The 25,794-nt window shown below is 60.5% G+C and carries 21 protein-coding genes; 6 read left to right on the top strand and 15 right to left on the bottom strand.

What is annotated here, in order from left to right; translation table 11 throughout:
• Positions 1-172 precede the first annotated feature (172 nt).
• From ahpF to E1573_RS17585, 9 genes are all read right to left on the bottom strand, one after another.
• Positions 173-1,735, bottom strand: coding sequence for an alkyl hydroperoxide reductase subunit F (gene ahpF, locus E1573_RS17625; protein ID WP_133215850.1), 1,563 nt, complete (start codon positions 1,733-1,735; stop codon positions 173-175).
• A 121-nt stretch (positions 1,736-1,856) separates the two neighbouring features.
• Positions 1,857-2,420 (bottom strand): alkyl hydroperoxide reductase subunit C, encoded by a 564-nt coding sequence (ahpC, locus tag E1573_RS17620; RefSeq protein ID WP_133215849.1) that lies wholly within the window; start codon positions 2,418-2,420, stop codon positions 1,857-1,859.
• Between the two features lie 134 nt (positions 2,421-2,554).
• Positions 2,555-5,098, bottom strand: a complete 2,544-nt coding sequence (locus tag E1573_RS17615) for a fimbria/pilus outer membrane usher protein (protein WP_133215848.1) — start codon at positions 5,096-5,098, stop codon at positions 2,555-2,557.
• Positions 5,099-5,118: 20 nt separating this feature from the next.
• Positions 5,119-5,859, bottom strand: a complete 741-nt coding sequence (locus E1573_RS17610) for a molecular chaperone (protein WP_133215847.1) — start codon at positions 5,857-5,859, stop codon at positions 5,119-5,121.
• Positions 5,860-5,923: 64 nt separating this feature from the next.
• Positions 5,924-6,451 carry a fimbrial protein gene (locus E1573_RS17605; protein WP_133215846.1) on the bottom strand — a complete coding sequence of 176 codons (528 nt, stop codon included), beginning with the start codon at positions 6,449-6,451 and terminating at the stop codon, positions 5,924-5,926.
• A 195-nt stretch (positions 6,452-6,646) separates the two neighbouring features.
• On the bottom strand, positions 6,647-8,005 hold the full coding sequence (gorA, locus tag E1573_RS17600) for a glutathione-disulfide reductase (protein ID WP_133215845.1): 1,359 nt from the start codon (positions 8,003-8,005) through the stop codon (positions 6,647-6,649).
• Between the two features lie 115 nt (positions 8,006-8,120).
• The gene (gene galU / locus E1573_RS17595) at positions 8,121-8,960 is read right to left on the bottom strand and encodes a UTP--glucose-1-phosphate uridylyltransferase GalU (RefSeq protein WP_133215844.1); all 840 of its coding nucleotides are present in this window, start codon (positions 8,958-8,960) and stop codon (positions 8,121-8,123) included.
• Between the two features lie 201 nt (positions 8,961-9,161).
• Complete coding sequence (locus E1573_RS17590; RefSeq protein ID WP_371925187.1) at positions 9,162-10,007, bottom strand: c-type cytochrome; 846 nt, start codon at positions 10,005-10,007, stop codon at positions 9,162-9,164.
• 62 nt (positions 10,008-10,069) lie between these two features.
• Positions 10,070-10,720, bottom strand: a complete 651-nt coding sequence (locus E1573_RS17585) for a cytochrome c (RefSeq protein WP_133215842.1) — start codon at positions 10,718-10,720, stop codon at positions 10,070-10,072.
• A 299-nt stretch (positions 10,721-11,019) separates the two neighbouring features.
• On the opposite strand from E1573_RS17585, the gene E1573_RS17580 reads away from it, so the two are divergent.
• Together E1573_RS17580 and E1573_RS17575 are read left to right on the top strand one after the other, a co-directional pair.
• The gene (locus E1573_RS17580; RefSeq protein WP_133215841.1) at positions 11,020-11,748 is read left to right on the top strand and encodes a thioredoxin family protein; all 729 of its coding nucleotides are present in this window, start codon (positions 11,020-11,022) and stop codon (positions 11,746-11,748) included.
• 200 nt (positions 11,749-11,948) lie between these two features.
• The gene (locus E1573_RS17575; RefSeq protein ID WP_133215840.1) at positions 11,949-12,866 is read left to right on the top strand and encodes a bestrophin family protein; all 918 of its coding nucleotides are present in this window, start codon (positions 11,949-11,951) and stop codon (positions 12,864-12,866) included.
• Here the strand turns inward: E1573_RS17575 and E1573_RS17570 are convergent.
• Positions 12,847-13,839, bottom strand: coding sequence for a bile acid:sodium symporter family protein (locus tag E1573_RS17570; RefSeq protein ID WP_133215839.1), 993 nt, complete (start codon positions 13,837-13,839; stop codon positions 12,847-12,849). The two genes, E1573_RS17575 and E1573_RS17570, sit on opposite strands and share 20 nt — an antisense overlap.
• Positions 13,840-13,918: 79 nt before the next feature.
• Here E1573_RS17570 and E1573_RS17565 point away from each other — a divergent pair, with 79 nt between their 5' ends.
• The 3 genes from E1573_RS17565 to E1573_RS17555 all read left to right on the top strand — a co-directional run bounded on the left by E1573_RS17565 (position 13,919) and on the right by E1573_RS17555 (position 17,871).
• Positions 13,919-14,722 carry a helix-turn-helix domain-containing protein gene (locus E1573_RS17565; protein WP_133215863.1) on the top strand — a complete coding sequence of 268 codons (804 nt, stop codon included), beginning with the start codon at positions 13,919-13,921 and terminating at the stop codon, positions 14,720-14,722.
• A gap of 140 nt (positions 14,723-14,862) precedes the next feature.
• Positions 14,863-15,252: a hypothetical protein gene (locus E1573_RS17560; RefSeq protein WP_133215838.1), complete on the top strand. Its 390-nt coding sequence runs from the start codon at positions 14,863-14,865 to the stop codon at positions 15,250-15,252.
• Between the two features lie 3 nt (positions 15,253-15,255).
• Positions 15,256-17,871 carry a DUF4132 domain-containing protein gene (locus E1573_RS17555; RefSeq protein WP_133215837.1) on the top strand — a complete coding sequence of 872 codons (2,616 nt, stop codon included), beginning with the start codon at positions 15,256-15,258 and terminating at the stop codon, positions 17,869-17,871.
• Here the strand turns inward: E1573_RS17555 and E1573_RS17550 are convergent.
• Positions 17,853-18,731, bottom strand: coding sequence for a LysR family transcriptional regulator (locus E1573_RS17550; RefSeq protein ID WP_133215836.1), 879 nt, complete (start codon positions 18,729-18,731; stop codon positions 17,853-17,855). The two genes, E1573_RS17555 and E1573_RS17550, sit on opposite strands and share 19 nt — an antisense overlap.
• Before the next feature lie 132 nt (positions 18,732-18,863).
• On the opposite strand from E1573_RS17550, the gene ampC reads away from it, so the two are divergent.
• Positions 18,864-20,030, top strand: coding sequence for a class C beta-lactamase (gene ampC / locus E1573_RS17545; RefSeq protein ID WP_133215862.1), 1,167 nt, complete (start codon positions 18,864-18,866; stop codon positions 20,028-20,030).
• 101 nt (positions 20,031-20,131) lie between these two features.
• On the opposite strand, the gene E1573_RS17540 is transcribed toward ampC, so the two are convergent.
• From E1573_RS17540 to E1573_RS17525, 4 genes are all read right to left on the bottom strand, one after another.
• Positions 20,132-21,937, bottom strand: coding sequence for a sigma-54-dependent Fis family transcriptional regulator (locus tag E1573_RS17540; protein ID WP_133215835.1), 1,806 nt, complete (start codon positions 21,935-21,937; stop codon positions 20,132-20,134).
• A 50-nt stretch (positions 21,938-21,987) separates the two neighbouring features.
• The gene (locus tag E1573_RS17535; RefSeq protein WP_256659561.1) at positions 21,988-22,878 is read right to left on the bottom strand and encodes a transporter; all 891 of its coding nucleotides are present in this window, start codon (positions 22,876-22,878) and stop codon (positions 21,988-21,990) included.
• 69 nt (positions 22,879-22,947) lie between these two features.
• Positions 22,948-24,072, bottom strand: a complete 1,125-nt coding sequence (locus tag E1573_RS17530) for an NAD(P)-dependent alcohol dehydrogenase (protein WP_133215834.1) — start codon at positions 24,070-24,072, stop codon at positions 22,948-22,950.
• A gap of 20 nt (positions 24,073-24,092) precedes the next feature.
• Positions 24,093-25,556, bottom strand: coding sequence for a benzaldehyde dehydrogenase (locus E1573_RS17525; protein ID WP_133215833.1), 1,464 nt, complete (start codon positions 25,554-25,556; stop codon positions 24,093-24,095).
• Between the last annotated feature and the right edge of the window lie 238 nt (positions 25,557-25,794).

Raw genomic sequence — 25,794 nt, 5'->3', positions numbered from 1 at the left:
CACACCCGGCAGGTTGGTCTGGCCACGGGCATCAACAATGATCTCGCCGCGTGGAGACAAGCTGCCGCTTCGCGCCAGATCGCAGGGCAAGCCAGCTCCCACCGGGAGCTGGCTTCATGGTCGATGCAAGGCAGTTGCTCCCACTGTGGGAGCGGGCTTGCCCCGCGATGTTTCAGGCCGGCGCCGAAGTCCGGATCAAGTGATCGAACGCGGCCAGCGAAGCCTTGGCACCCTCGCCCACCGCAATGACGATCTGCTTGTAGGGCACCGTGGTCACATCACCAGCGGCAAACACACCCGGCTGGTTGGTCTGGCCACGGGCATCAACAATGATCTCGCCGCGTGGAGACAACTCTACTGTGCCCTTGAGCCAATCGGTGTTGGGCAACAGGCCGATCTGCACAAAGATCCCTTCCAGTGCGATGTCGTGCAGTTCGTCAGTGTTGCGATCCTTGTAGCGCAGGCCATTGACCTTCTCTCCATCACCCAACACTTCGGTGGTCAGCGCGCTGGTGATCACTTTCACGTTCGGCAAGCTGTGCAGTTTACGCTGCAACACCGCGTCGGCTCGCAATTGGCTATCGAACTCGATCAGCGTTACCTGGGCGACAATACCGGCCAGGTCGATGGCCGCTTCGACACCCGAGTTGCCACCGCCAATCACCGCCACGCGCTTGCCTTTGAACAGCGGGCCATCGCAGTGTGGGCAGTAGGCCACGCCACGGCTGCGGTACTCTTTTTCACCCGGCACGTTCATTTCACGCCAGCGGGCGCCGGTGGCCAGAATCACGGTTTTGGCCTTGAGCGAGGCACCACTGGCCAGACGCACCTCGTGCAGGCCACCCTCAGTAGCCGGAATCAGCGCTTCACCACGTTGCAGGTTCATGATGTCGACGTCGTACTGCTTGACGTGTTCTTCCAGGGCCATGGCCAATTTCGGGCCTTCGGTTTCCTGTACCGAGATGAAGTTTTCGATGGCCATGGTATCGAGCACCTGCCCACCGAAACGCTCGGCCGCGACACCCGTACGAATGCCTTTACGAGCCGCGTAGATGGCCGCTGCAGCACCGGCCGGGCCACCGCCGACGACCAGCACGTCGAAGGCATCTTTGGCGTTGATCTTCTCAGCCTGACGCTCACTGGCACTGGTGTCCAACTTGGCGACGATCTCTTCCAGGCCCATGCGGCCCTGGCCAAACACTTCGCCATTGAGGTAGACGCTCGGCACCGCCATGACTTTGCGTGCTTCGACTTCGTCCTGGAACAGAGCGCCGTCGATGGCCACATGGCGAACGTTCGGGTTGAGCACCGCCATCAGGTTCAGCGCTTGGACCACGTCCGGGCAGTTCTGGCACGACAGCGAGAAGTAGGTTTCAAAGTTGAACTCACCTTTGAGTGCACTGATCTGCTCGATCAGTTCGGCGCTGGCCTTGGACGGGTGACCGCCCACTTGCAGCAACGCCAGCACCAACGAGGTGAACTCATGGCCCATGGGGATACCGGCAAAGCGCAAGCTGATCGCGGCACCAGGGCGGTTGAGCGAGAACGAAGGACGACGGGCGTCGTTACCGTCCTCACGCAAGGTAATCAGGGTGGACAAGCTGGCGATTTCAACCAGCAGGTCGCGTAATTCGCGGGACTTCGCGCCGTCATCGAGGGAAGCGACGATCTCGATCGGCTGAGTGACCCGCTCCAGGTAGGTTTTCAACTGAGTTTTAAGCGTGGCGTCCAACATACGGGCGATTCCTTTTTCAAACGGTAGAAATAACAACGCCCGGGCGAAAGCGCCCGGGCGTTTTGCGGGGCGGTGACAACGTCAGATGCGGTAGACCACCGCCCTCAGCTGGCTCACGGTCTTAGATCTTGCCGACCAGGTCCAGCGACGGCGCCAGAGTGGCTTCGCCTTCTTTCCACTTGGCCGGGCAGACTTCGCCTGGGTGGGCAGCAACGTACTGGGCCGCTTTGATCTTGCGCAGCAGTTCGCTGGCGTCACGGCCGACACCGCCGTCGTTGAGTTCAACGATCTTGATCTGGCCTTGCGGGTTGATCACGAAGGTGCCGCGGTCAGCGATACCGGCTTCTTCGATCAGCACGTCGAAGTTGCGCGAGATCACGTGAGTCGGGTCACCGATCAGCGGGTACTGGATCTTGCCAATGGTGTCCGAGGTGTCGTGCCAGGCTTTGTGGGTGAAGTGGGTGTCGGTGGACACGCCGTAGATTTCTACGCCCAGGTCTTTGAACTCAGCGTAGTTGTCGGCCAGGTCGCCCAGCTCGGTCGGGCAGACGAAGGTGAAGTCGGCTGGGTAGAAGAAGACGACAGACCATTTGCCCTTGAGGTCGGCTTCCGACACTTCGACAAACTTGCCCTGGTGGTAAGCAGTGGCTTTGAACGGTTTTACCTGGCTGTTGATGATAGGCATAAGTAACGCTCCTTCAGGGGGTTGAAAAATCTGATGGGAGAATCGTAGCTAATACATTCCTTCAATGCTCATTGGCAAAGCTCATGCTGCTGATTGGTTTTGGCTATAAGTGTTGGGTTAGATAGCGTGAACACTCATAACCCAGATTCGCCGGCAACGTTCTGCAGCGGTTCGCAGGTGGCGTGTATTAGCGTCGCGACATTGTTTGCCGGCGAGGTTTCAGGCAGCCGATAGGCCAGCGCACACTGTTGTTGCGCGTCTTCACCCCAACGTACCTGCAAGCGCCCCTGTTGACGGACGCCGCGTACATGCAAGCGGCTGCCTTGCCCGACCAATCCCAATTCATCGCCCGATTCATCCACCACGCTGGCACCGAACGGCAAGACACTGCCATCGGCCAGCCGTGCATCGATCAAGGCACTGCGCCCGCTGCGTGTGGGGTAGTACAGCAACGCCGCAGCACCGGCTCGCGGTATAACTTGGAGGCTGCTCAGCTGTAATTCAACCTCGTGCGAAGTGCCTTTTGGGTCCAGCTCAACAGTGTTCAAGCTGTACGGCAGCAGTTGCGGCAATACGCCGTAACCTGCGCTATCGAGCTGTACCTGCGGCGCCTGCTTGAGCCGTGCGCGGGCAGCGCCCGGAGCATGCACAATGGCAAAACTTTCGCCGAGCGATTGTGCTGCGGTCAGTCCGCCAGCATGGGCAACCAGTGCCCCCTGAGCGCCCACAGACGCCAGGCGATAGTCGCGCTGCTGGCTCAACGAACCGCTGATTTCAGCGCCCGGTCCGCTGTAGCGCACATTGGCATCCGCACCGGCTGAGTTCCGCTGTTCATCATGCGAAGTGGTCAGCCCCAGGCCGTACCCCCATTGACCATGCTCACCCGCTGCACCGCTGATGCGCGTCGACGTAGCGCTGCGCCCCTTGCCGTCACTGTTGAGGCTGCTGCTCAGCGAACTGCGGCTACCCTCCCCCAAGGGCAGGCTCAGGGTCAGGGCGAAATGGTTGCGATGCCCTGTCGCCGCAGACTGTTCACGATTGGCGGTAACACCGTAGCCCAACGCACCGTAGCGGTTGAAGTAGCCAAACGAATAGCCCACATCGCTCCCCGATTGCCGCCATCGCTGTGTCTGGCTCACCTGTAGAGCCAACCGGCCGCCCTGCTCGCCCAAGCCCTGGCTCAGTGCGAAACGCGCGCTCAGACGTGCATTTTGCTGGCTTCCCCGCCCATGCCCAGCGTCAACGCGGGCACGGGCAAACTCATTGAAACCTTCGAAATCAGGGCGGCTACGGGTCAGGCTGGCGCTCAGGTCGGTTGCTGATGCGGCCAGGACATGACGCCAGTTCATACGCAGCGCGTGACCGGCAATCGGCCCCTGCTGAACCGAATCTGTTTGCGAACCAAGCACCGTCAGCGCCACCGCCCCCAGACGGCTGTTCAGCGTGCCGCCCAACGCTGCCGATTGATAGCCTTGGGCACTGATCAGGCCGGCATGCACGCTGAAGCGGTTGCTCAGGCCTTGTTGCCAACTGCCCTGCAGATGTTCAACGCCTGTGTTACCCAGGCTGTCGCGCCAGCGCCCGAGGCTGAAATCGAAGCGCCTGGCGCCCGGGCGCAGGGCCAGGGGCGCGGCTTGGTAAGGCACGCTGAAGGTGCGCAGATTGCCGTCGGCCTCCTTCAAGGTCACTTCCAGGTCATCACTGAAACTGTTGGCGTACAGATCACTGATTTCGAACGGCCCCGGTTGCACGGTCGACTCATGCACCAGCACACCGCGCTGGCGGATGGTCAACAGCGACGTGCTGTGGGCAACCCCGCTGACAGTTGGCGCATAGCCGCGCTGCGATGCCGGTAGCATGCGCTCGTCGCTGGCAAGCCCCAGCCCCCTATAGGCAATACTGTCGAACACTGCGCCGCGGCTGTAAGACTCGCCCAACGTCAGTTGCGCGTTCCACGCCGCAACATCACGCTGCACATACGAAGCGATGGGTTGGTAGCGTTGCTCAATCCCGTCCCCGACTTGTAGATTACCTTCATGGCGCCAGTACCACGCCCCGGTATTGACGCCGCTGCGCAATCCCAGGAACGACTGCTGCCAGTGTTGGCCGTCCGCCAGGCTCTGCTGCTTGTACAGGTTGAAGCGATAATCGACAAAGGCGGCGTGCGTACCGCTGTCCCATTGTTCCTCAGGCAGGTAGTCCAGGGGGATGGGCAGCAATGCCTGCTGGGCAACCTGTAGCGTCAAACGCAACCCGGCATAGTCCAGGGCTTCACTGGCCTCTATGCCCAATGCCGACAACGGCAAACAACTATCGGCCGGCTGCAACTGCCTGCGCACCGAGGCAGCAAGCTGTGCGCGATCAATGGCCAGGGCTTGCAGCAATGCATCGCTGTAACAGGGGCTCGCACGCAGCGCATCGCCTTGCAGCCGCAAAGGTACCAGCCAGCGCCCTTTCCACTGCTCATTGATGACAATATCCAGCACCTGATCCCCTTCAGGCACACTATCGGCATGCTGAAATCGGCTGACATCGACAGCAGGAGCCCCCCCGGCGTGCAGGAACCGGGCGTCGAACGCTGCCGTTGCCGCCAGCGCCGCATTACCTGCCATGGCGGTTGCTAGGCACAGCACTGCCCCAGCCGCAGGCCCCGCTGGCGCGGCAAAAAACTTGATCATCACTGTCGGTTCCACCGTGCTCAGTGTCGGTGGAAAACCTCGGCGGGCTGCTGGCCGGGCAGCACGGCGCCGTAGTCATTGACGCTGCTGAAATGCACGCTGACCGTAGTGGCTTCGGTCGAGTCCAGGCCCTGCACGGCAAATCGCGCTGTCGACATCGGGGCGACATGGCTGCTGGTGGCCTCGTACCTGCGCCCTTGCACCTGCACGGACAGTTCGCTGAGATTGACGTAGTAACGGCTGGGGTTATTTGCCTCAAGCATCCATACCTGCTCATCCCGAAGCAGGCGCCAACTCAACGCATGCGGCGCCTGCGCGGCCTTACCCGCAAGCCCCGCTGGGCGATACAACAACTTGATCCGCGAGCGCACAGCAACCTGCAAGGTATTGCCTTGGCCTTTGGGCGGGATTTTCAGAACATTAAGCCAATAGAGGGTCTCGCGGTCCGGGGCGAAGTCGTGCTCTGTCTGAAACAAACGCAGCGTTTGCCCTTTTCCCGGATCAAGGCGGAACAATGAAGGCGTCAGGCTGAAAGGCACCTGCAGTTGTGCGACCGGCACTTCGGCCTGCCCTTCATCGATCCAGGCTTGTACCAGAAATGGTTGTCGCCCTTTGTTACTCAGGCTAACGGTGACCTCCTCAGTTTCGGCGGGGTAAACCACCCGAGTCGTGGCAATGACAATACTGGCGTTGGCCGCGCCACTGAACAGGCAGGCAGCCAACAGCCAACCGTACCAGGACGGCAGGCAGGCTTTTTTCATGAGGGATTCCTGGATCGGCAGACAACAACAGAGGCTGGCAGCCCATGAAGGGCTGCCGGCAATATCACGGGTAAATCAGGGTGTACTGCACACGGGTGTTCACCGGCCCCGGCGTGGTGCCGCCCAGTGAGTAGTATTCCGCCGAGTAATTGAGTACCGCACGACCGCTGGTGATATCGACGATCTGGGAGTTCTGGTTACCTTGAGCGCCTGCCAGGTTCATGGGCGCATTGGTGTCGTTGCGCAGTTGAACCTCGACATTTTCACTGCCACCGGCATCCACAATCAGACGCCCTTGCGGACTGATGGTCGGGCCGGGCTCAAAGTAGGTGGACACCCGGTTCAATCCAGGCGAGCAATTGGTCAGGCGCAAATTGAAACGCTGATAACCTGCGACCTGGCCAGGGTTGATCAGCTGGCTGGTCGGCACCGGCGGCAAGCTCACCGCCACATCGTTATGGCCGCCATTGACTTCGCACGTGCCGGCATAAACGCTCCCGTTGAAACTCATCTGACCGTCGGCCTGCGCCAGGCCAACGCCCAGCAGCAGACAGCCAGCCAGCGCGAGCAGAGATTTTTTTGAAGCTTTCATAATGACATTCTGTTCAAGAGTGAGTGAGACAATCAGGCCCCGACCTGACTGAGCGCTGCGATGCAACGCTCAGCCAGTATCGGGAATGTCCCGCTCAGAGAATGTCAGCTGCAGCTAACGGCATTGGCCGCTTAGGTAACAGCTCAGGTAGGAAACGGCAGTCACCCTGCGTAGCTCCTACGCAGGGTGACTAAGTCAACGTGCTACTGGCGTACGCAAGGTCACGAATTCTTCAGCTGCCGTCGGGTGCACACCGATGGTTTCGTCGAACTGTTGCTTGGTCGCCCCGGCCTTCAAGGCAATGCCCAGGCCCTGGATGATTTCGCCCGCGTCCGGCCCGACCATATGGCAACCCAACACACGATCTGTGTCGGCATCGACCACCAGCTTCATCAAGGTCTTTTCCTGAACCTCGGTCAGGGTCAGCTTCATCGGCCGGAAGCGGCTTTCGAAGATCTGTACGTTATGACCCTGCTCAAGCGCTTGCTCTTCGGTCAAGCCGACCGTGCCGATCGGTGGTTGGCTGAACACGGCGGTGGGAATGTTCTGGTAGTCCACCGGGCGATACTGTTCGGATTTGAACAACCGTCGCGCCACGGCCATGCCTTCAGCCAGGGCTACCGGCGTCAGTTGCACCCGGCCAATCACATCACCAATGGCCAGAATCGAAGGTTCGGTGGTCTGGTAAAGGTCATCGACACGAATGAAGCCACGCGGGTCCAGCTCTACCCCAGTGTTTTCCAGGCCCAGATTGTCGAGCATCGGCCGTCGGCCAGTGGCGTAGAACACGCAGTCGGCGACCAGTTCACGACCATCTTTGAGGGTTACCTTGAGGCTGTCGTCAGCCTGGCGCTCGATGCGCTGGATATCGCTGTTGAACTGCAGGTCCATACCGCGTTTTTCCAGCTCTTCCTTAAGGTGGTTGCGCACGCCACCATCAAAGCCACGCAGGAACAGATCGCCGCGATACAGCAGCGAGGTTTTGGCCCCTAGGCCCTGGAAGATTCCAGCGAACTCTACGGCGATATAGCCGCCGCCCACGACCAGCACACGCTTGGGCAAGTCTTTGAGGTAAAAGGCTTCGTTGGAGCTGATCGCCAGTTCCTTGCCAGGAATATCCGGGATCTGCGGCCAGCCGCCGGTGGCAATCAAAATGTGCCTGGCGCTGTAACGCTGGCCGTCGACTTCCACTTCATGGGCGCCGGTCAGCTTGGCATGGCCTTCGAGCAAGGTCACACCACTGTTGATCAACAGATTGCGGTAGATGCCATTGAGCCGCTCGATTTCACGGTTCTTGTTGGCAATCAATTGGCCCCAGTCGAACTGCGCGTCTTCCAGCGACCAGCCGAACCCTGCGGCCTGCTCGAAGTCATCGGCAAAATGCGCGCCGTAGACCAGCAGTTTCTTCGGCACACAGCCGACGTTGACACAGGTACCACCCAGATAACGGCTTTCGGCAACCGCCACCTTCGCACCGAAACCTGCAGCAAAACGCGCAGCGCGCACACCGCCGGAGCCGGCACCAATTACAAAAAAATCAAAATCGTAGGGCATCTCGATGCTCTCAAGCTGCAAGTATCAAGCTACAGGCTACTAGAAAAAGCCCTGCTCGATCCACTTACAGCTTGAGGCTTACCGCTTACCGCTTACCGCTTACCGCTTACCGCTATTAATACGCCTTACCGGTTTTGTAGAAGTTTTCGAAGCAGAAGTTGGTGGCTTCGATGTAGCCTTCGGCGCCACCGCAATCGAAACGCTTGCCTTTGAACTTGTAGGCGATAACGCAACCGTCCTGGGCCTGTTTCATCAGGGCGTCGGTGATCTGGATCTCACCACCTTTGCCCGGCTCGGTCTGTTCGATCAGGCTGAAGATGTCCGGGGTCATGATGTAGCGGCCAATGATCGCCAGGTTCGACGGGGCATCTTCAGGTTTTGGCTTCTCGACCATGTTGCGCACACGGTACAGGTCGTCACCGATCAGATCGCCAGCGATCACACCGTATTTGCTGGTTTCCTGTGGGTCGACTTCCATGATTGCAACGATGGTGCAGCGGTACTGCTTGTACAGCTTGACCATCTGCTTGAGCACGCCGTCGCCTTCGAGGTTGACGCACAGGTCGTCAGCCAGCACTACAGCGAACGGTTCATCACCGATCAGCGGACGACCGGTGAGGATCGCGTGACCCAGGCCTTTCATTTCGGTCTGACGGGTGTAGGAGAACGAGCACTCATCCAGCAGGCGGCGGATGCCGACCAGGTATTTTTCCTTGTCGGTGCCCTTGATTTGATTTTCCAGCTCGTAGCTGATGTCGAAGTGGTCTTCCAGCGCGCGCTTGCCGCGACCGGTCACAATGGAAATCTCGTTCAACCCAGCTTCCAGCGCTTCTTCAACGCCATACTGGATCAGTGGCTTGTTCACCACTGGCAGCATTTCCTTGGGCATGGCTTTGGTAGCAGGCAGGAAGCGGGTGCCGTAACCGGCTGCCGGGAACAAGCATTTCTTGATCATATACGTCCTTAACAAGGGCTTTGCGTACGAAATTCGGCGCAGTCTAATCAGGCGGCGGTCACCTTACAATGCCCCCACCGACTGGCCGATGCCATCATAGAGAAATCCTAGTGTAGATAGTTCCCGGCAATCGTAAATATAACCCCGTGATTTCAGGGGATTTACCGCCTGTAATCACGGAGCAGCCCTCAAAAACAGGCGTTACAACACCCCTTTACCGATCAGCACACCATCGACCGTCTGTCCGTACAGGTTGACGCCATCATTGGCGTGGAACTTGAGACGCGTTTTCTCGATCGAGCCCTCAACCAGGCGCGGGTCCTGCGGTCGTTCGTGGCTATTGATGAAGGCGGCAACATCCCAGGCCTGCTGATCGCTCAGCGAGCCGGGCTTGCCCAGCGGCATGTTGTACTTGATGAACGAGGCCGCCGTGTTGATCCGGTGCATGCCGGCGCCCCAGTTGTACGAATCTTTGCCCCACAGCGGCGGCATCACGTAATCCTGAGCTACTTTCTGCCCTTGCCCCTCGGCCCCGTGACAGATAGCGCATTGCTCCTTGTACACTTGCGCGCCGCGCTTGAAGTCATAGCCCTGGGCCGGCTGCGCCACTTCGGGATAGCCACGCCCCGGGGTCTCGACGCCGATGGGGGCTTTGCTGGCCAACCAGTAGGCATACACCGAAAGTGCTGTCATTTCCGGGCTGTCTGCCGCTGGTGGCGAACCGTTCATGCTGAACTGGAAGCAACCTTGGATGCGCTCGGCGAAGGTGTTGACCTTGTCGTTTTTCTTGCGATACGCCGGGTACATCGGATAGGCACCCCAGAGCGGCGCTGAATGGCCCAGACGGCCCTGGTCCAAGTGACAGTTGCTGCAATTGAGGCCATTACCAACCTTGTCGGGCATCAAGCGCTTGGTGTCGACAAACAGTGCATGCCCCTGACGGACCATCTTGCCGAAAGCATTGTCCGGCAATTCACTTTCCGCAGGTGGGGCAAATCCGGGAGCGCTGCCTGCTGCCGGCACCTTGAGCTGCGACTGGTCTTCCATAGCGATCGGTGCGGCATGAGCGTTACTCAGGGCCAACGCCAGGGCGGCGAACATTAAAGGTTTCATGGCTTGACCTCCTGGCTGGCTGGGCTGGCAAAGTAGTCGGCCACAGCTTTGACTTCTTCATCGCTCATGGCCTTGGCCACGCCGACCATCAGTTGGTTAGGGTCGTTGCTGCGACTGCCATCACGCCAGGCATTGAGTTGCGCTACCAGATAGGCAGCAGGCTGATGAGCCAACGGCGGGAAATGTTCACCCACCCCCACACCGCCTGGGCCATGGCACTGCACACAGCCCGGAATTTTACGGCTCCAGTCACCGTACAGAGCCAATTTCTGTGTGGCGTCAGTGGCCATTTGTTGCCGGCGATTGTCGGCTACCGTATCACTGGGCATGGCTGCCAGGGTGGTGGTCACCGCCTGGATTTCCTCATCGCTCAGCGCTTTGGCCAGCGGCTCCATGATCGGGTTCTTGCGACTGCCAGTACGAAAATCGTGCAGTTGCTTGCTCAGGTACGCGGCCGGTAGCCCGGCCAGGCGTGGGAAGCCAGCGGCGGCCATACCCTTGCCGTCGACACCATGGCAACCGAGACAAGCCATCGCTGCCGGGTTCTGGCCACCCTGGCTGAAGACTTTCTGACCGTCTGCGGCGTGGGCTGCGGTGACTGAAAACAGCAGCAGGCTACTCATCAGGATTCGATCCAGTGGGATCATCACGGACTCCATTCTTTTGTTATAAGCTTAGGCTTATTTTTCATAAGCCTATGAATAGTAGGCCTATCCAACGCCCGCAACAACGTTGAGAGCGAATTTCATACTCAGTGTGGGAGCGGGCTTGCCCCGCGATGCGATGTGGCTGAAATAACGCAATCGCGGGGCAAGCCCGCTCATACCGAAACTGGCTCAACTGCTAATACCGTTCATCAGCCAATGGGATTTGTTGGCACTGCGCTGTCGAATCACTCTCGCTCCGGACGACCATCCATTACCCCCCACCCCACCGGAGCTTCACCATGGACAACTTCCGCAACCCGCAGGTGGTTTCCCGCAGCGAGTGGCTCAGTGCACGTCGCCAGTTGCTCTTGCATGAAAAGGCCCTGACCCATCAGCGCGACGAACTCAGTAGAGCCCGGCGCGCATTGCCATGGGTAAGGATCGAGCAGAACTATCGCTTTGAAGGGCCCCAAGGGCCATTGAGCCTGGCCGACCTGTTTGGCCCATGCAGCCAGCTACTGGTCTACCATTTCATGTTCGACGAAGGCTGGAGTGAAGGCTGCAGTGGCTGTTCGTTTCTCGCCGACCACTTTGACGGGGCTAACCTGCACCTGGCCCACCATGATGTCTCGTTGGTTGCCGTGTCACGGGCGCCGTTCGCCCAGTTCCAGGCTTTCAAGCAACGGATGGGCTGGCGCTTCCCCTGGGTGTCTTCGCACGGTAGCTCGTTCAACCGGGAGTTCGGCGTCAGCGTCAGCGATGACGGCAACAGCCAGTACAACTACGAGCCCTACACGGGTAATGAAACCGAACTGCCCGGCCTGAGCGTGTTCTATCGCGATGCCGACGGCACGCTGTTCCATACCTACTCAAGCTATGCCCGCGGTCTGGACATCCTGGTCGGGGCCTATAACTTTCTCGACCTGATGCCCAAGGGCCGTAACGAGGAAGGTACGATGGACTGGGTGCGCCATCACGACCGCTACGAAGGGGTTGGCGCCAACCTACCGCACTGCTGTCACGAGTGAACCTGGCTCAGCAACAGGCGCACCAGGCAACATCCCGACGTTGCTGTTTCAAGGCCAAGAAGCAGCACGTCGGGTAGCGGGAATCGACCTAAGCACTCTGATTCAACCCCTTGCAGACGGAAGTCGAGCTGTATCCCGGCAAGGCTTTGTCCTACAGTTACGCGCGCACGTTCTCGCGCCTCTGTACAAGGTTTGCCTTGATGATCATCCAGCCACAAAAACCCTCCATCCGCGTCCTGCTGTTCTCGCTCAAGGGCTCGATCATTCCTGCGATATGGCGCAAGGTGCTGTATACGGTTCTGATCAGCTCGGCAGTCGTCGCCACCCACGGCACCCTGTTCGAATACAAAGTCATCCTCACCGCCACGCCCTTCACGCTCTGGGGCCTGACCCTGGCGATCTTCCTCGGCTTCAGGAATACAGTGGCCTACCAGCGTTTCTGGGAAGCGCGAACGCTGTGGGGTGAGTTGCTGATTGTCAGCCGCAACCTCACCCGGCAAACCTTGAGCCTGTTGCCCAACCTTGGGCCAGAGCAGCGCCGGGCCCTGCTCGACACCTTGATTGCTTTTGCCTATGTGTTACGCGACCAGTTACGCGGCACGCCGCCCAGCGCCGACCTGCAGCGCCTGCTCGATAGCCCGACCCGCACCCTGGTGGCCAACAGCAGTGCACCGGCCAGTCGCTTGCTCGGCGTACTCGGCCAGCGCTTCATGGCCCAGGCGCGCGACGCGGGCGGGGGTGAGGTCCTGCAGGCGAACCTTGATCAACAACTGAGTCGCATGTCTTACGTGTTGGGTGGTTGTGAGCGGATCAAGAACACCCCGATCCCCTACCCTTACATTCTGATGCTGCACCGCATCGTCCATGTCTACTGCTTTTTGCTGCCGTTCTGCCTGGTAGACAGCATCGGCTGGTTCACCCCGTTTGCCGTCTGTGTACTGGCCTACACCTTCTTTGGTCTGGATGCCCTGGGCGACCAGATCGCCGACCCGTTCGACACCCAGCCCAACGACCTGGCCCTGGATGCCATGTGCCGCAACCTGGAGATCGCTGTGCGAGAACTCTCGGATGAAACGGCGCCAGCGCCGCTGCAACCGGTCAAAGGCGTTCTGCTCTAAGGGCCACCCCTTCATCGCGCGCAGCATACCGCTGCGCCAACACCGCACAGACCATCAGCTGAATCTGATGGAAGATCATCAACGGCAGAATCATCGCGCCGATGCCACTGCCGACAAACAGCACCTGGGCCATCGGCACGCCGGTGGCCATGCTCTTTTTCGACCCGGCAAACAAGATAGTGATGCGGTCTTCCAGGTTGAAACCCAGCCAACGCCCCAGCGCACGCGTGCACCACAGCACCAGTGCCAACAGCAGGCAACACACCAGCACCAGCCCGACCAGGCGCGAAGGCGCCACCGAATGCCACAGGCCACTGACCACGGCATCGCTGAACGCGGTATAGACCACCAATAGGATCGAGCCTTGATCAACCACCTTGAGCCAACGCGCGTTGCGCGCCACCCAATGACCGATCCAGCGGCGTGCCACTTGTCCGGCCACAAACGGCAGTAACAGCTGCAGCACAATCTTCATCACCGCTTCAAGGCTTGAGCCGGTATCGCCTTCGACCCCCATCAGCAGCACCACCAGCACCGGTGTCAGCACGATACCCAACAGGCTCGACGCCGCTGCACTGCAAATCGCCGCCGGCACGTTGCCACGGGCCAGCGAAGTAAAGGCAATCGCCGACTGCACCGTCGCCGGCAATGCGCACAGGTAAAGCACCCCCAGGTACAACTCATTGCCCACCAGCGGCAGCACCAGCGGTTTGAGCGCCATGCCCAGCAGCGGGAACATCACGAAAGTACAGGCAAATACCAACAAATGTAGGCGCCAGTGTCCGGCCCCGGCGGCCACCGCCTCACGCGACAGTTTGGCGCCATGCAGGAAAAACAGCAGGCCGATAGCGAGGTTGGTCAGCCCACCGAACAGCACGGCCCCAGAGCCTTCACAAGGTAGCACCGTGGCAAGAAAAATGACCCCGAACAATGCCAGGGTGAAGTTATCGAACAGCATCCGCAGGTACTTCATGGTCAATCCTGACATGGTATGGTGGCGCGCCAGACGATAAGGTCTTTGTCCCTTGTTCACTAACGCCGGTACGCCGCCAGTGTCGCCAAACGGACAACCCAGCGCGCCCGAGCCTCACTTGCTCGAGCATCTGACGCATTTGCCACGCCCGGTTTACGGCCATCTGCAGACGTTGCCCAACATTGTCTTGGGCTACCGACATGCGCACCCTTGGGGGCAGTTGTCGTATGCCATCAATGGTGTGCTGCAAGTGCACACTGATCTGGGCTTTTACCTGGTACCGCCACAGCGGGCGGTGTGGGTCCCGGCGCAGGTCCAGCACCGTGTCAGTTGCCCTGGCGACACTTGCCTGCGCAGCCTTTACCTGCAACACGCACCCGCCAACTGGTCGAGCAGCCAGTGCCGGGTGATTGCGATCAACCCGCTGGTGCGCGAGCTGATCCGCACCTTCAGCGAACTGCCGGTGCACTACGATCTACAGGGTGCCGACGGCCGCCTGGTGCAGGTGTTGCTCGATCAGTTGGCCGTGGCCGTCGAACAACCTTTGATGCTGCCGCTGCCTCAAGACCCTCGACTGCGCGATCTGTGCGAACACCTGCAGACCCAGCCAGATGCCAGCACCAGCCTGGGTGAATGGGCACTGCGTACCGAGGTCTCGGAAAAGACCCTGAGCCGGTTGTTCCAGCGCGAAACAGGCTTGAGCTTTCGGCTCTGGCGCCAGCGCATGCGGTTGCTGAATGCGTTACCAGCGCTGGAACGCGGTGAGCGGGTCACCGATGTTGCCCTGGCGTGCGGCTATGATTCGCTGTCGGCGTTCATTGCGGCGTTTGGCAAGCAGTTCGGCTCACCGCCGGGGGCATTCTTTCGGGGGCGCAGTTTGTAACCCCGGTAGGAGCGGGCTTGCCCCGCGATACGATGTGGCTGACAAACCGCAATCGCGGGGCAAGCCCGCTCCTACCGAGTGGCCCAGCCTGCTATCCTCGCCCTCACCAGCCCCGCTTCATGCCAGAAAAAGGAGTTTCCATGGCAACCCTGACCGTACGCGACGAGTCTGTCTCGGGCGAAACCTTTGACGCATTCACCCTGCAGTTTCCCAGCACTACCATCACCGTGCGTCAGTTGATCCGCGAGCGGGTCCACCAGGAAGTTCTGCTGCATGAGCAAACCACATCGCGCCAACGCCTGGTGGTACCTGGGCATCTCGAGGCCACGCTTAACAGCCCCCGTCAAAGCACTGAACAGGCGCCCGTGGACTGGCGCAAACACGTCGAGGTTGCCTGCCAGGCGTTCGAACGCAACGGTTTCGTTGTCTTGCTTGATGAGCATCAGGCCGAGCACCTCGACGAGGTGTTGACCATCCGCCACGACAGTGTGGCCAGCTTTATCAAACTGACACCGCTGGTAGGAGGCTAAGCCATGGCCCTTGAGCAACTGCATGCCTTGATCAACGACACCCCGCAAACCGTCCTCGGCGCCTTCGAACAGATCGGCCCGGATGGCTTTCCGCTGCTGGCCAGCTGCGAATTGCGTCACGAGCATCAGGCCATCAGCGCTCTGCTGCCGGTGCTGCAGACGCTTCATGGTCAGCCGCAAGCGATCACGCAGGCATTGGCTCAACTGCCGGTCATTCAAACGCTGGCCCAGCCACAACAGCGGGTACGCCTGATTCTGGCGTTGATCGAACGGATAGTGGCTTACGACAGTGGCTTGAGCCGCGCCAGCCTCAACTATGAACTTGCCCATAGCTTCGATGACGGCGTGATGCCGACACTGGTCAGCCTGCTGATGCAAACCGACGAGGTGCTTGAGCAGGTAGCCGTGCCGGTGCTGCAGTGGATCACCAGTTATCGATTCGGCTACTACCATGTGTTACCTACGCTGACCGTGGTCAACTGGGTCGTTGCCAGGCAACACCTGCCAATGCCTGCCCCCCTGCTGCAGTTGCTCAGGCTGTTGCGCAGCCAGTGCGCTGACAGCGATCTGTACTGTAACTCGACCAAACACGGCAGCTTCGGCCAACACCTGACGGCCAAGCTCGACCCGCTGCTGGGCAACGGTGCCTGGCAACTGCTGATGCCCTGCGAAGTCTGGACTCAAGTAGCTATCGCTGAACTCAACGGGCTGCCTGCTGAGCACAGCGAACACTGGCTGGCCGTGCTCAGCCACGCAGCCACAGCCACCACGGCCCGGCCTTCGGCGAAGTGGCTCAAAAGCGCCCGTTTACTGATCGATACCGTGGGCAACTCTTCACTGCGAGCTGCGCTGTTGCGCTGGTTCGCACACGTCGATGCCGGGCGTACCGGGTCGCTGCTGTTTGACCGTTGGCAAAGCATTGATGACCGCGCACGCATGAGCGAAACCAATGCCATCGTTCTACGCGGTTTGTTGTGGATGACACCGCTCCTGGCCGACAGCGAGCTGACCCGTGCACTCACTCGGGTCACCCTCAGCGCCTACCGCAAAGTCCACGGAATCGGTGCCCGCGCCCCGAAGGTTGGGAATGCTGCGGTGTATGCCTTGTCGTCGATTGCGACACCTGAAGCGCTGGGGCAACTGGCCCTGCTCAAGGCCCGGGTAAAGCTGACCAGCGCACAGAAGGAGCTGGAGAAAGCCTTCAGCAACGCCGCCCAAGCGCTGGCACTGCCACGTGATCAGATCGAAGAGCTCTGCGTACCGAGCTACGGGCTGGAACAGGTGGGCCTACGCCGCGAAGCGTTTGCCGAAGGTGCGTACCTCGCCGAGCTGCGAGTCGAAGGTAAAGACGTCACCCTTAACTGGTTCCACGCTGACGGCACGCCACAAAAATCGACACCGGCCAAGGTCAAGGCCGACGCCAATGAAACCCTCAAGGAACTGCAAACTGCGGTCAAAGACATCAGTGTGATGCTGACCGCCCAGGCGTTGCGCCTCGACACCCTGTTTCTCCTGGAAAAAACCTGGCCCCTTGAGCACTGGCAACAACACTACCTCGATCACCCCTTGGTCGGCACACTGACCCGCCGCTTGATCTGGGCTATCCGGGAAGGCGAGCAATCGCTTGCGGTGATGTTCAGCGACGGTGGCCTGCGCACGGTTGAGGGCCACAGTGTGAGCTTTTCCAACGCGGCCGAAGTCAGCCTTTGGCACCCTGTCGGCCGCCCCCTGGAAGACATCCTCGCCTGGCGCGAACGGATCGAATCCTTGCAGATCACCCAGCCGTTCAAACAAGCTCACCGTGAGGTGTACCTGCTGACTGATGCTGAACGCCAGACGGCCACCTACTCCAATCGTTTCGCCGCGCACATCGTGCGTCAGCACCAGTTCCATACCCTGGCCATCAGCCGTGGCTGGCGCAACACGTTGCGCCTGATGGTCGACGCCAGTTATCCGCCAGCCACCCGCGAGCTGCCGGCCTATGGCCTGCGCGCCGAGTTCTGGATCGACGGCGTGGGCGATAACTATGGCGTCGACACCAACGACAGCGGCACCTTTTTGCACCTGAGTACCGACCAGTTGCGCTTCTACCGCAGCGATGCCGAAGATGGCGCAGCGTTGTCGCTGGATCAGGTGCCCGCACGGGCATTGAGTGAGGTGATGCGCGATATCGACCTGTTTGTCGGCGTAGCGTCACTGGCCACCGATCCGCATTGGATCGACGGGGGGCCGGAAGGCCGCCTGCGTGATTACTGGCAGGCGCATTCGTTTGGCGAACTGAGCGCCACCGCCCAGACCCGCAAACAACTATTGGAAAAGCTGCTGCCACGCATGACCCGTCTGAAGAATAAATGGGCCCTGCACGGACGCTTTCTGGAAGTCACCGGCACACTGCGCAGTTACAAGATTCACCTGGGCTCGAGCAACATTCTGATGCAGCCGAACGACCAATACCTGTGCATTGTTCCCGACGCCAAGGCCCGCACCAAGGCTACCCCTGACTACCTACCGTTCGAAGGTGACGCACTGCTGTCGATCATCCTGTCCAAGGCATTGCTGTTGATCGACGATGACAAAATCAGTGATCCGACCATCACCCGTCAGTTGGCGCTGCAGTGATGCAGTAGCCAGCCCTTGAACGCTCGCATCGCCGAGGTTTCGGGCCGCGACTGCAAACGCGTCAACCAGTAGCTGCCGGTGCTGATACTGATGGCGAATGGCTGGTGGACAATGCCACTGGCCAGCAGCCGTTCGAACATCAACGGCGGCGCCAGGGCTACGCCAGCGCCCTGTTGGGCGGCCTCCATCATGCCCAGTGATGAGTCGAAAACCACTGTCCGCAAGGGTCGGGCCGGGCTTGGCACGCCGGCAGCCAGGAACCACTCATTCCATTCATCGGCTCGGTAAGAGCGCAGCAACGTTTGCTCCAGCACATCGGCGGGCGACTGCAACTGCGCCGCGATGTGTGCAGTGCACAGTGCCGACAACGGCGCCTCGAACAGCGGCACAGCGTCGGTACCGTGCCAGGCACCGAAACCAAAACGGATGGCATAGTCGAGCCCTTCGGCAGCGACGTCGACGCGGTTGTTGTGGGTCGACAGACGCAAATCGATGTAGGGGAACTGCGCCTGAAAATCTTCCAGCCGCGGCAGCAACCAGCCCACCGCAAAAGTGCCAACCACCCCGACCGTCAGCACCTCGCGCAAGTGGCCACCTTCAAAGCGTTCAAGGGCCTGGGCCATGCGATCAAAACTGTCGCGCAACACCGGCAGCAAGGTTTCGCCTTCGCTGGTCAGCATCAAGCCACGGGGCAAGCGCTTGAACAGGGTGACTTTGAGCTGGGTTTCGAGGCTTTTGACCTGGTGGCTGACTGCCGCCTGGGTCACACACAGCTCAATCGCCGCCCGCGTGAAACTCAAGTGGCGGGCCGAGGCCTCGAAGGCACGCAAGGCATTAAGTGGGAGGTGTGGACGGACCACGTGGACTCCTTAGTTTTTCTAATAGCTGGTGCGAAATATCATCGTTTGTCGCCCAGCGGCAATGCACTTAGATTGGCACGCCCTGCTGCAGCCAGGTGTACACCCATCACTTCACATGGAACCTTGCCGATGATGCACCACAAAACCAAGGTCAAGCCAGGGATACTGGCGGCTGTAACACTTTCATTCGCCATTGGCCAGAGCGTCGCAGCGCCCCTGCCCGACACCCGCCTGGAGTCGACCGTCAACGCGGCCATCCAGCCGTTGATGCAGCAGCACGCTATTCCTGGCATGGCCGTCGCCCTCACCGTCAATGGCCAACGCCATTATTTTAACTACGGCGTCGCCTCGAAACAGACCGGCCAGGCGGTCAGCAACGATACGCTGTTCGAAATCGGTTCGGTGAGCAAAACCTTCACCGCGACCCTTGCCGCCTTGGCCCAGGCCAATGGCACGCTGTCGTTGAACGACGCGGCCAGCAAACACTGGCCTGAACTCAAAGGCAGCGCGTTCGATGGCATCACCCTGCTCAACCTCGGGACCTACAGCGCGGGAGGCTTGCCCTTGCAGTTCCCCGACGCCGTCAAAGACCCGGCCAGCCTGCTCGCCTACTATCGCCACTGGAAGCCCGACTATGCCCCTGGCACCCATCGGTTGTATTCCAACCCGAGCCTGGGCTTGTTCGGCTACCTGGCGGCCAGAAGCCAGCACCTGCCGTTTGCCGAATTGATGCAACATCAACTGCTTGCAGAACTGGGCCTGCAGCACACCTTCGTTCAGGTACCTACGGCACAGATGGACCGCTACGCTCAGGGCTATGACAAAGACGACAACGCTGTGCGTGTCGGTCCGGGGCCACTGGACGCCGAGGCCTACGGACTGAAAACCACCTCCGCTGACCTACTGCATTATCTGGAGGTGAACATGCAGCCGCAGGGCCTCAGCGCGGCGTTGCAGCAGGCCATTGCCACCACCCAGAACGGCTATTTCCGCGTGGGCGAAATGACTCAAGGCTTGGGCTGGGAGCAGTATCGCTATCCTGTTTCCTTGCCGCAGTTGCTGGAGGGGAATTCCACGTCGATGGTCCTTGAACCGCATCGGCTGACCTGGCTCAATCCGCCCCAGCCGCTACAGCCAGACACACTGCTGAACAAAACCGGATCAACCGGAGGCTTTGGCGCTTACGTGCTGTTCGTACCCTCCAAACGCATCGGTATCGTGATGCTGGCGAACAAGAACTACCCGAATGCCGAACGGGTGAAAGTGGCTCACCGTATTCTCACAGCGCTAGAGCACTAACAACCTGTAGGAGCGGGCTTGCCCCGCGATGCGATGGCACTGATAGATCGCTATCGCGGGGCAAGCCCGCTCCTACAGCAAGCCCGCTCCTACCAGGATTGTCAGGCCTCGCGCAGTTTCTTGTAGAGCGTGGTTCTGGAGATGCCCAACTGGCTGGCCGTCGCCGTCATGTTGCCGCCATTGGCCTCCAGCGTCTGTTGAATAGTGCTTAACAGCGCATCCTGCAAGCGTCCCGAGCGCGGCTCTGGCGCCGACGGCTCAAATGCCAGGTGCTCCGGCATCACCCACGATTCCCCTTGCGCCAGCGCCGCAGCCAGCCGTAAAGCCTGCTCAAGCTGACGGATGTTGCCCGGCCAGTCACGCCCTTTCAGCACACGACGTGTCTCGGGGTGTAACGCCGGGCTGTTGTAACGTTGCGCCAGGCGGTCGATCAGCAGGTCCAGGTCCGTACGCTGACGCAGCGCAGGCAAGCGAACCTCCAGACCACTGAGGCGGTAATACAAGTCTTCACGAAAGCCTCTGCGGGCGATCAACTGCTGAAGGTCGCAATGGGTAGCGCTGATCACCCGCACATCCAGGGGGATACTGGTCGTCGCCCCCAACCGTGTCAGGCAACGCTCCTGCAACACCCGCAACAGGCGCGTTTGCAACGCCAACGGCATATCACCGATCTCATCCAGCAACAGGGTTCCGCCGTTGGCAGCTTCCAACTGGCCCTTGGCACCGCCCTTGCGCGCACCGGTAAAGGTGCCTTCGCTGTAACCGAACAGTTCGGCTTCGATCAGACTTTCAGGAATCGCCGAGCAGTTGATGGCGAGGAACGGCGCATCGGGCTTCCAGTGCGCGTGCAGGGCACGGGCAAAGACCTCTTTGCCCGTTCCGGTCTCGCCTTGCAACAACACCGGCACTCCGGCGGCAAAGGCTTTGCGCGCAGCGTCGAAGCGTTTGTTCAATTGCGCATCGCCCCCCAGCACTGCAGGCTCGGCTGGTGCAATGGCCTTGGGGCGGGGCCGCGATCGCGGCGTGAGCAACTGCGCGTAAAGCCGTGAGCCGTCAGCCAGCGTCAGCATCTGTGGCGCGCTCGGCGAAGGGCTGGCAGAACGCTCACCAAGCAAGGTTTCCAGGTGTTCGCCGACACTACGGCCGCGAGCCAGGCCCAACAGATTTTGCGCAACACGGTTGGCTGCCTGAATACGCCCGGCTGCGTCCACGGCGAGCAAGCCCTGCAACGGCGTGTCGAGTTGGCGCGGGTCATGCTGTAACGAGAGGAGCTGGCAGTCGCTCAGGCTGGCATACAAACGATTTTCAGCAGCCATCGCTGCGTACGTCAGTTGTTCCATCACCGAGTTGGCCTGACGTTCACCCAGGCCTGTGAAGTCCAGGGCGCCGATCAACTCGCCATTGAGCCCGTGCAACGGCACACTGACACAAAAAAAGCGCTCGAACTCGGTCAGGTAATGCTGGGTCCCGACCAGCACGATGGGTTGCCCCTCGGCCAGCACACAGACCGGCGCGGTGGTGCCGAACCGGGCCTCATGGATGCGCCGCCCGATATGCAGTTGGCCCAAGGGGCTGGTACGGTCGTGGGGTTGTCGACCGTAGACGATTACCCCCTGCAGGTTGACGCAATAGATGGTCCATGATGGCCCGCCAATCAGCCCCCACAAGCGGTCGATCTCCGGCGCTACGCAGTCAGCCAGCAGGCGGTCGCTGTCGCCCAGTTCGCAAGGGTCGGGCTCCAGGGCTGACAGGCACGCCTGCCCCGGCATCAGCCCGGCGTCTCGGGAGCGGCGCCAGGAGCGGCTGATCGGCTCGGGGAGCAGCCCTTCAGGCAACGGGGCACCGTCGATAAAACGCTGGCGGGCCAGCACCAGTTGCTGCTGATGACGTAAAGCACCGGCATCCATGGAGACACCTTTTTCGGGGTTCGGGCAGATGTTCAGGGTATCGATCCTGCTCAAAATAGCAACAAAGCCCGCAGGTTGATGCCGAGATCTTCCTGGAAGCCCCCGACCACATGCAGGTCCTGCGTCAGTTGCGCGCTCAGTTGCACGGAGCGGCCAACCATCTGCTGGGCCTCGAAGCGGACCTGCTGTACCTCGGTCTTCTGCCCCAGGTAATCACCATCAAGGTGTTGCTTGCCGCCCATCGTGCTGCTGAACCCCAGGGCAATACGCTGGGCGGGATTGAAGTCGTACCGCAGGTTGCTCTGCAGTTGGTAGGTAGGGTCTTGTTTGAGGGTCTGTGAGCCAGCACCGGCTTCGGTGTTGTGGCCATACACCACAACATCGCCGTACAGCTCCATCGACAAGCGCCCCCACAGCGGCTCGACCCACCCTAACTGCAGGTCGCCCTTGTAACGGTTTTCGCCAATATTCAGGGCATCGTGCCGGTCATACTGGCCCCAGGGCAGGGTCAGCAACGGCGTAATGCCAACATAGCGCCCGCTGACGCCTGCGCTTGGCTGGTTGACCAACCAGAACGTCGCACCAATGATCGGATCGCCTCTGCCACTGGCACTGCCCAGAGCGTTGCCGGCGATACGGGCGTCGTAGACGTGCCCGAACGGCAGCAATATCTGCGGGTCGACAGTGATGCCAGCGACCTCCATGAAATGAATCAAGCGCACGATGCTGATGTTGGATTTGAGGCCCGTATCATGTCGACTGTCGGCAGCGCCATCGGCATTGAAACGGTCTGAACGGCTGTACTGCTGGTACCAGGCAGCAACATTGGTGCCGGCCGGCAGGGCCGTGTAGTCGCCAGCGTTGACGTCTACAGCCAGTGCCTGGGTGGAAATCAGGCTGCAAGCGAGCAACCCCAGCGTGTAGCGGGAATGGATGGGCACAGTAGAAGTTCCTGATTGTTTTTATTAGGAGCAAGCGATGCGGGGGGCTGCACACCCCCCGCAGGTACTTCAGCGACCGATACGAATAATCGGTTTCAGGGTGATGCCTTTTTCGCTGTCTTCAGCGGCCTGGTTGATCTGATCGAAGTCGTAGAACTTGACCAGCTTGTCGAACGCGAAGCGCCCTTGCAGGTACAGGTTGACCAGCTCGGGAATGAACTTCTGCGGCACGCTGTCGCCTTCGACGATGCCGCGAATGGTCTTGCCACCCAGCAACAGATCGTTGACGTCGAACTCCGCCGTGGTCCCCAGTGCCGGGGCGCCGACCACGCCAACACTGCCACGCAGGCCAAGGGCATCAACCGCCTGGCGCAATACCGCTGGCCGTCCGGTGGACTCCAGGGCGAACTTCACGCCACCACCAGTGATTTCACGGATGGCCGCTACCGGGTCAACGTCCTTGCTGTTGATCACATGGGTGGCCCCCAACGACTTGGCCAACTCCAGGCGCGAAGGCACCACATCAACCGCTATGATGGTGGTTGCCCCCGCGACCTGTGCCGCCAGCACCGCACTCAAGCCCACCGCACCGGCGCCAAACGATGCAAAACTGCTGGCAGGGCTGACTTTGAGGGAGTTGATCACTGCACCGGCGCCGGTCTGGATGCCGCAGCCCAAGGGCCCGAGCAGCTCCAGCGGTGCCTCGGCGGGGACCTTGACGGTGTTGTTTTCGCGGCCCAAGGCGTAGGTGGCGAACGACGATTGAGCGAAGAAATGGTCGTGCAGGCGCTCACCATTGGCGTCTTCGATGGCGCACTGGCCCTGCGGGTCAGCACCACTGAAGTTGCGACCGAAAAACTCCTGACAGTAGGCCGTCTGGCCACAGCCACAGGACAGACAATGACCGCAGTAACCATAGGTCAGCACCACATGGTCACCGACCGCCAGATCCTGGACCTGCGGCCCCACCGCCTCGACTACTCCCGAGCCCTCATGGCCCAGTACCGCAGGCAGCGGCACCGGGTAGTACTGATCGCGCACGATCATGTCGGTATGACACATGCCGGTGGCGACAATGCGCACCAGCACCTCATCCCCTTTGGGATGGCGGATGCGCGCAGGCTCCAGCACGAACGGTGCACCCTTGGCACGGGTGACGGCAGCGGTAATTTTGTAGAACGCTTGTTCAGCCATGTTTTTATTATCTCCGGCGTTTACAGGGGGTAGGCAGGGGCGTCGCCTTTGACTGTCAGCCACTGCCATTGGGTGAATTCTTCGTGGTTGGCAACACCACCAATGCTGGTGCCGTTACCGGAAGCACCAACGCCGCCAAACGGGTTGATGACTTCGTCGTTAACCGTCTGGTCGTTGATGTGCAGCAACCCGACGCGCAGTTGTTCACCCAGCTTCAGAGCGCGCCCCACGTCTTGTGAAAGCACCGCCGCCGACAAGCCGTACTCGGTGTCATTGGCCAGGGCGACAGCCTCCTCGTCTGTGTCGAACGGCACGACGACAGCGACCGGGCCGAAAATCTCTTCGTTGAAGGCCGGGTTGTCGCGGGTGACGCCACCGAGCACCGTGGCCTGAAAGAACAAGCCGTCGAAGTTGCCACCGGCCTCCAGCGTCGCACCGGCCTGTTGCGCCGCCTGCACCACGCGGTAGGCATGGTCGCGCTGTTGCGCGTTGATCAAGGGGCCCAGGTGTACATCAGCGGTAGCCGGGTCACCGACAGTGAGACTCTTGGCCTTGCTGGCCAGGCGCGCCAGGAACTGCTCGTAGATGCCTCGTTGCACCAGCAAGCGCCCGGTCGACATGCAGATCTGCCCCTGATGCAGGTAGACGCCCCAGGTAGCGTTGGCCACTGCCAGATCCAGGTCGGCGTCATCGAGCACGATCAGCGAGTTCTTGCCACCCAGCTCAAGAGAAACTTTTTTCAGGTGGCGCCCCGCCGCTTCACCGACCTTGCGACCGGCACCGGTGGAACCGGTGAACTGGATCATCGCCACATTAGGGTCGCTGGTCAGCGCTGCGCCCGCCTCGGCGCCACCGGGCAGCACATGCAACAGCCCCTCGGGCAGGCCGGCCAGTTCAAACAGGCGGGCGATCACAAAACCGCCGCACACGGCCGTTCGCGGGTCAGGCTTGAGCACCACGCCGTTGCCCACCGCCAAGGCCGGTGCCACCGCACGCATAGCGAGATACAGCGGAAAATTGAATGGCGAAATGATACCAATCACGCCCAATGGGCGGCGCCGTGCAAGGCTCAGGCGCCCCGGTGTCGATGGCAACACTTCGCCCTGGCTGCGAGAGGGCAGGGCCGCACTTTCTTGCAAGGCCTTGATCGAAATCGAGGTTTCGAACGCCGCCTTGGCACGGGTCGAGCCGCTTTCGCGCACCAGCCAGTGGACGATGTCGTCGAAGTGCTCGTGGCCCAGTTGCGCAGCGCGACGGAACACCGCAGCACGCTCTTCGTAAGGCCGGGCGAACCAACTGGCCTGGGCGTCTTTGGCTGCTTGCGCAGATTGGGCAATCCGGGCGGCATCGGCATTGGCAACCTGGCCAAGCTGCTCACCGGTTGCCGGCTCGATCACCGCTGCGGTTGGCAACGGCCCGGTCTCCCAGCGACCGGTGAAGTAACGTTGATTCCAAAGCCCGACAGGCAGAAAAGAGTCACGCATTGCATATTCCTTCTTCTGTTTTTTCGACTGAAACGCAGGGTCATGGGCCAAAGGCGGCAATGCCCCCATCAACATCGTTTCAATGTCCATAGCAGATGCCGTGCCAGCCGCGGAAGTTGCCGTGTAAGGCCCGGTTCAGAAGGGATAAGCGGTAAATCGAGACACAATCGGAGCGTCCAGTTTCTGGACAGGCGTGTGCACCACCGTTCACATTCTGAACAGCCGATCACACCTTCCA

This window comes from Pseudomonas sp. H9 (assembly GCF_004353925.1).
In the GTDB taxonomy this organism is placed as follows: domain Bacteria; phylum Pseudomonadota; class Gammaproteobacteria; order Pseudomonadales; family Pseudomonadaceae; genus Aquipseudomonas.
This window is presented reverse-complemented; position numbering and strand designations above follow the sequence as displayed.

Excerpts from the sequence above, each read along its gene's own strand:
- ampC (WP_133215862.1), top strand. The coding sequence starts at position 18,864 with ATGCACCACAAAACCAAGGTCAAGCCAGGGATACTGGCGGCTGTAACA.
- E1573_RS17555 (WP_133215837.1), top strand. The coding sequence starts at position 15,256 with ATGGCCCTTGAGCAACTGCATGCCTTGATCAACGACACCCCGCAAACC.
- E1573_RS17575 (WP_133215840.1), top strand. The coding sequence starts at position 11,949 with ATGATCATCCAGCCACAAAAACCCTCCATCCGCGTCCTGCTGTTCTCG.
- E1573_RS17540 (WP_133215835.1), bottom strand. The coding sequence starts at position 21,937 with ATGGATGCCGGTGCTTTACGTCATCAGCAGCAACTGGTGCTGGCCCGC.
- gorA (WP_133215845.1), bottom strand. The coding sequence starts at position 8,005 with ATGCCCTACGATTTTGATTTTTTTGTAATTGGTGCCGGCTCCGGCGGT.
- E1573_RS17530 (WP_133215834.1), bottom strand. The coding sequence starts at position 24,072 with ATGGCTGAACAAGCGTTCTACAAAATTACCGCTGCCGTCACCCGTGCC.
- E1573_RS17590 (WP_371925187.1), bottom strand. The coding sequence starts at position 10,007 with ATGGAAGACCAGTCGCAGCTCAAGGTGCCGGCAGCAGGCAGCGCTCCC.
- E1573_RS17615 (WP_133215848.1), bottom strand. The coding sequence starts at position 5,098 with ATGATCAAGTTTTTTGCCGCGCCAGCGGGGCCTGCGGCTGGGGCAGTG.
- E1573_RS17610 (WP_133215847.1), bottom strand. The coding sequence starts at position 5,859 with ATGAAAAAAGCCTGCCTGCCGTCCTGGTACGGTTGGCTGTTGGCTGCC.
- E1573_RS17560 (WP_133215838.1), top strand. The coding sequence starts at position 14,863 with ATGGCAACCCTGACCGTACGCGACGAGTCTGTCTCGGGCGAAACCTTT.
- E1573_RS17570 (WP_133215839.1), bottom strand. The coding sequence starts at position 13,839 with ATGAAGTACCTGCGGATGCTGTTCGATAACTTCACCCTGGCATTGTTC.
- galU (WP_133215844.1), bottom strand. The coding sequence starts at position 8,960 with ATGATCAAGAAATGCTTGTTCCCGGCAGCCGGTTACGGCACCCGCTTC.
- E1573_RS17605 (WP_133215846.1), bottom strand. The coding sequence starts at position 6,451 with ATGAAAGCTTCAAAAAAATCTCTGCTCGCGCTGGCTGGCTGTCTGCTG.
- E1573_RS17525 (WP_133215833.1), bottom strand. The coding sequence starts at position 25,556 with ATGCGTGACTCTTTTCTGCCTGTCGGGCTTTGGAATCAACGTTACTTC.
- E1573_RS17580 (WP_133215841.1), top strand. The coding sequence starts at position 11,020 with ATGGACAACTTCCGCAACCCGCAGGTGGTTTCCCGCAGCGAGTGGCTC.
- E1573_RS17585 (WP_133215842.1), bottom strand. The coding sequence starts at position 10,720 with ATGATCCCACTGGATCGAATCCTGATGAGTAGCCTGCTGCTGTTTTCA.
- ahpF (WP_133215850.1), bottom strand. The coding sequence starts at position 1,735 with ATGTTGGACGCCACGCTTAAAACTCAGTTGAAAACCTACCTGGAGCGG.
- ahpC (WP_133215849.1), bottom strand. The coding sequence starts at position 2,420 with ATGCCTATCATCAACAGCCAGGTAAAACCGTTCAAAGCCACTGCTTAC.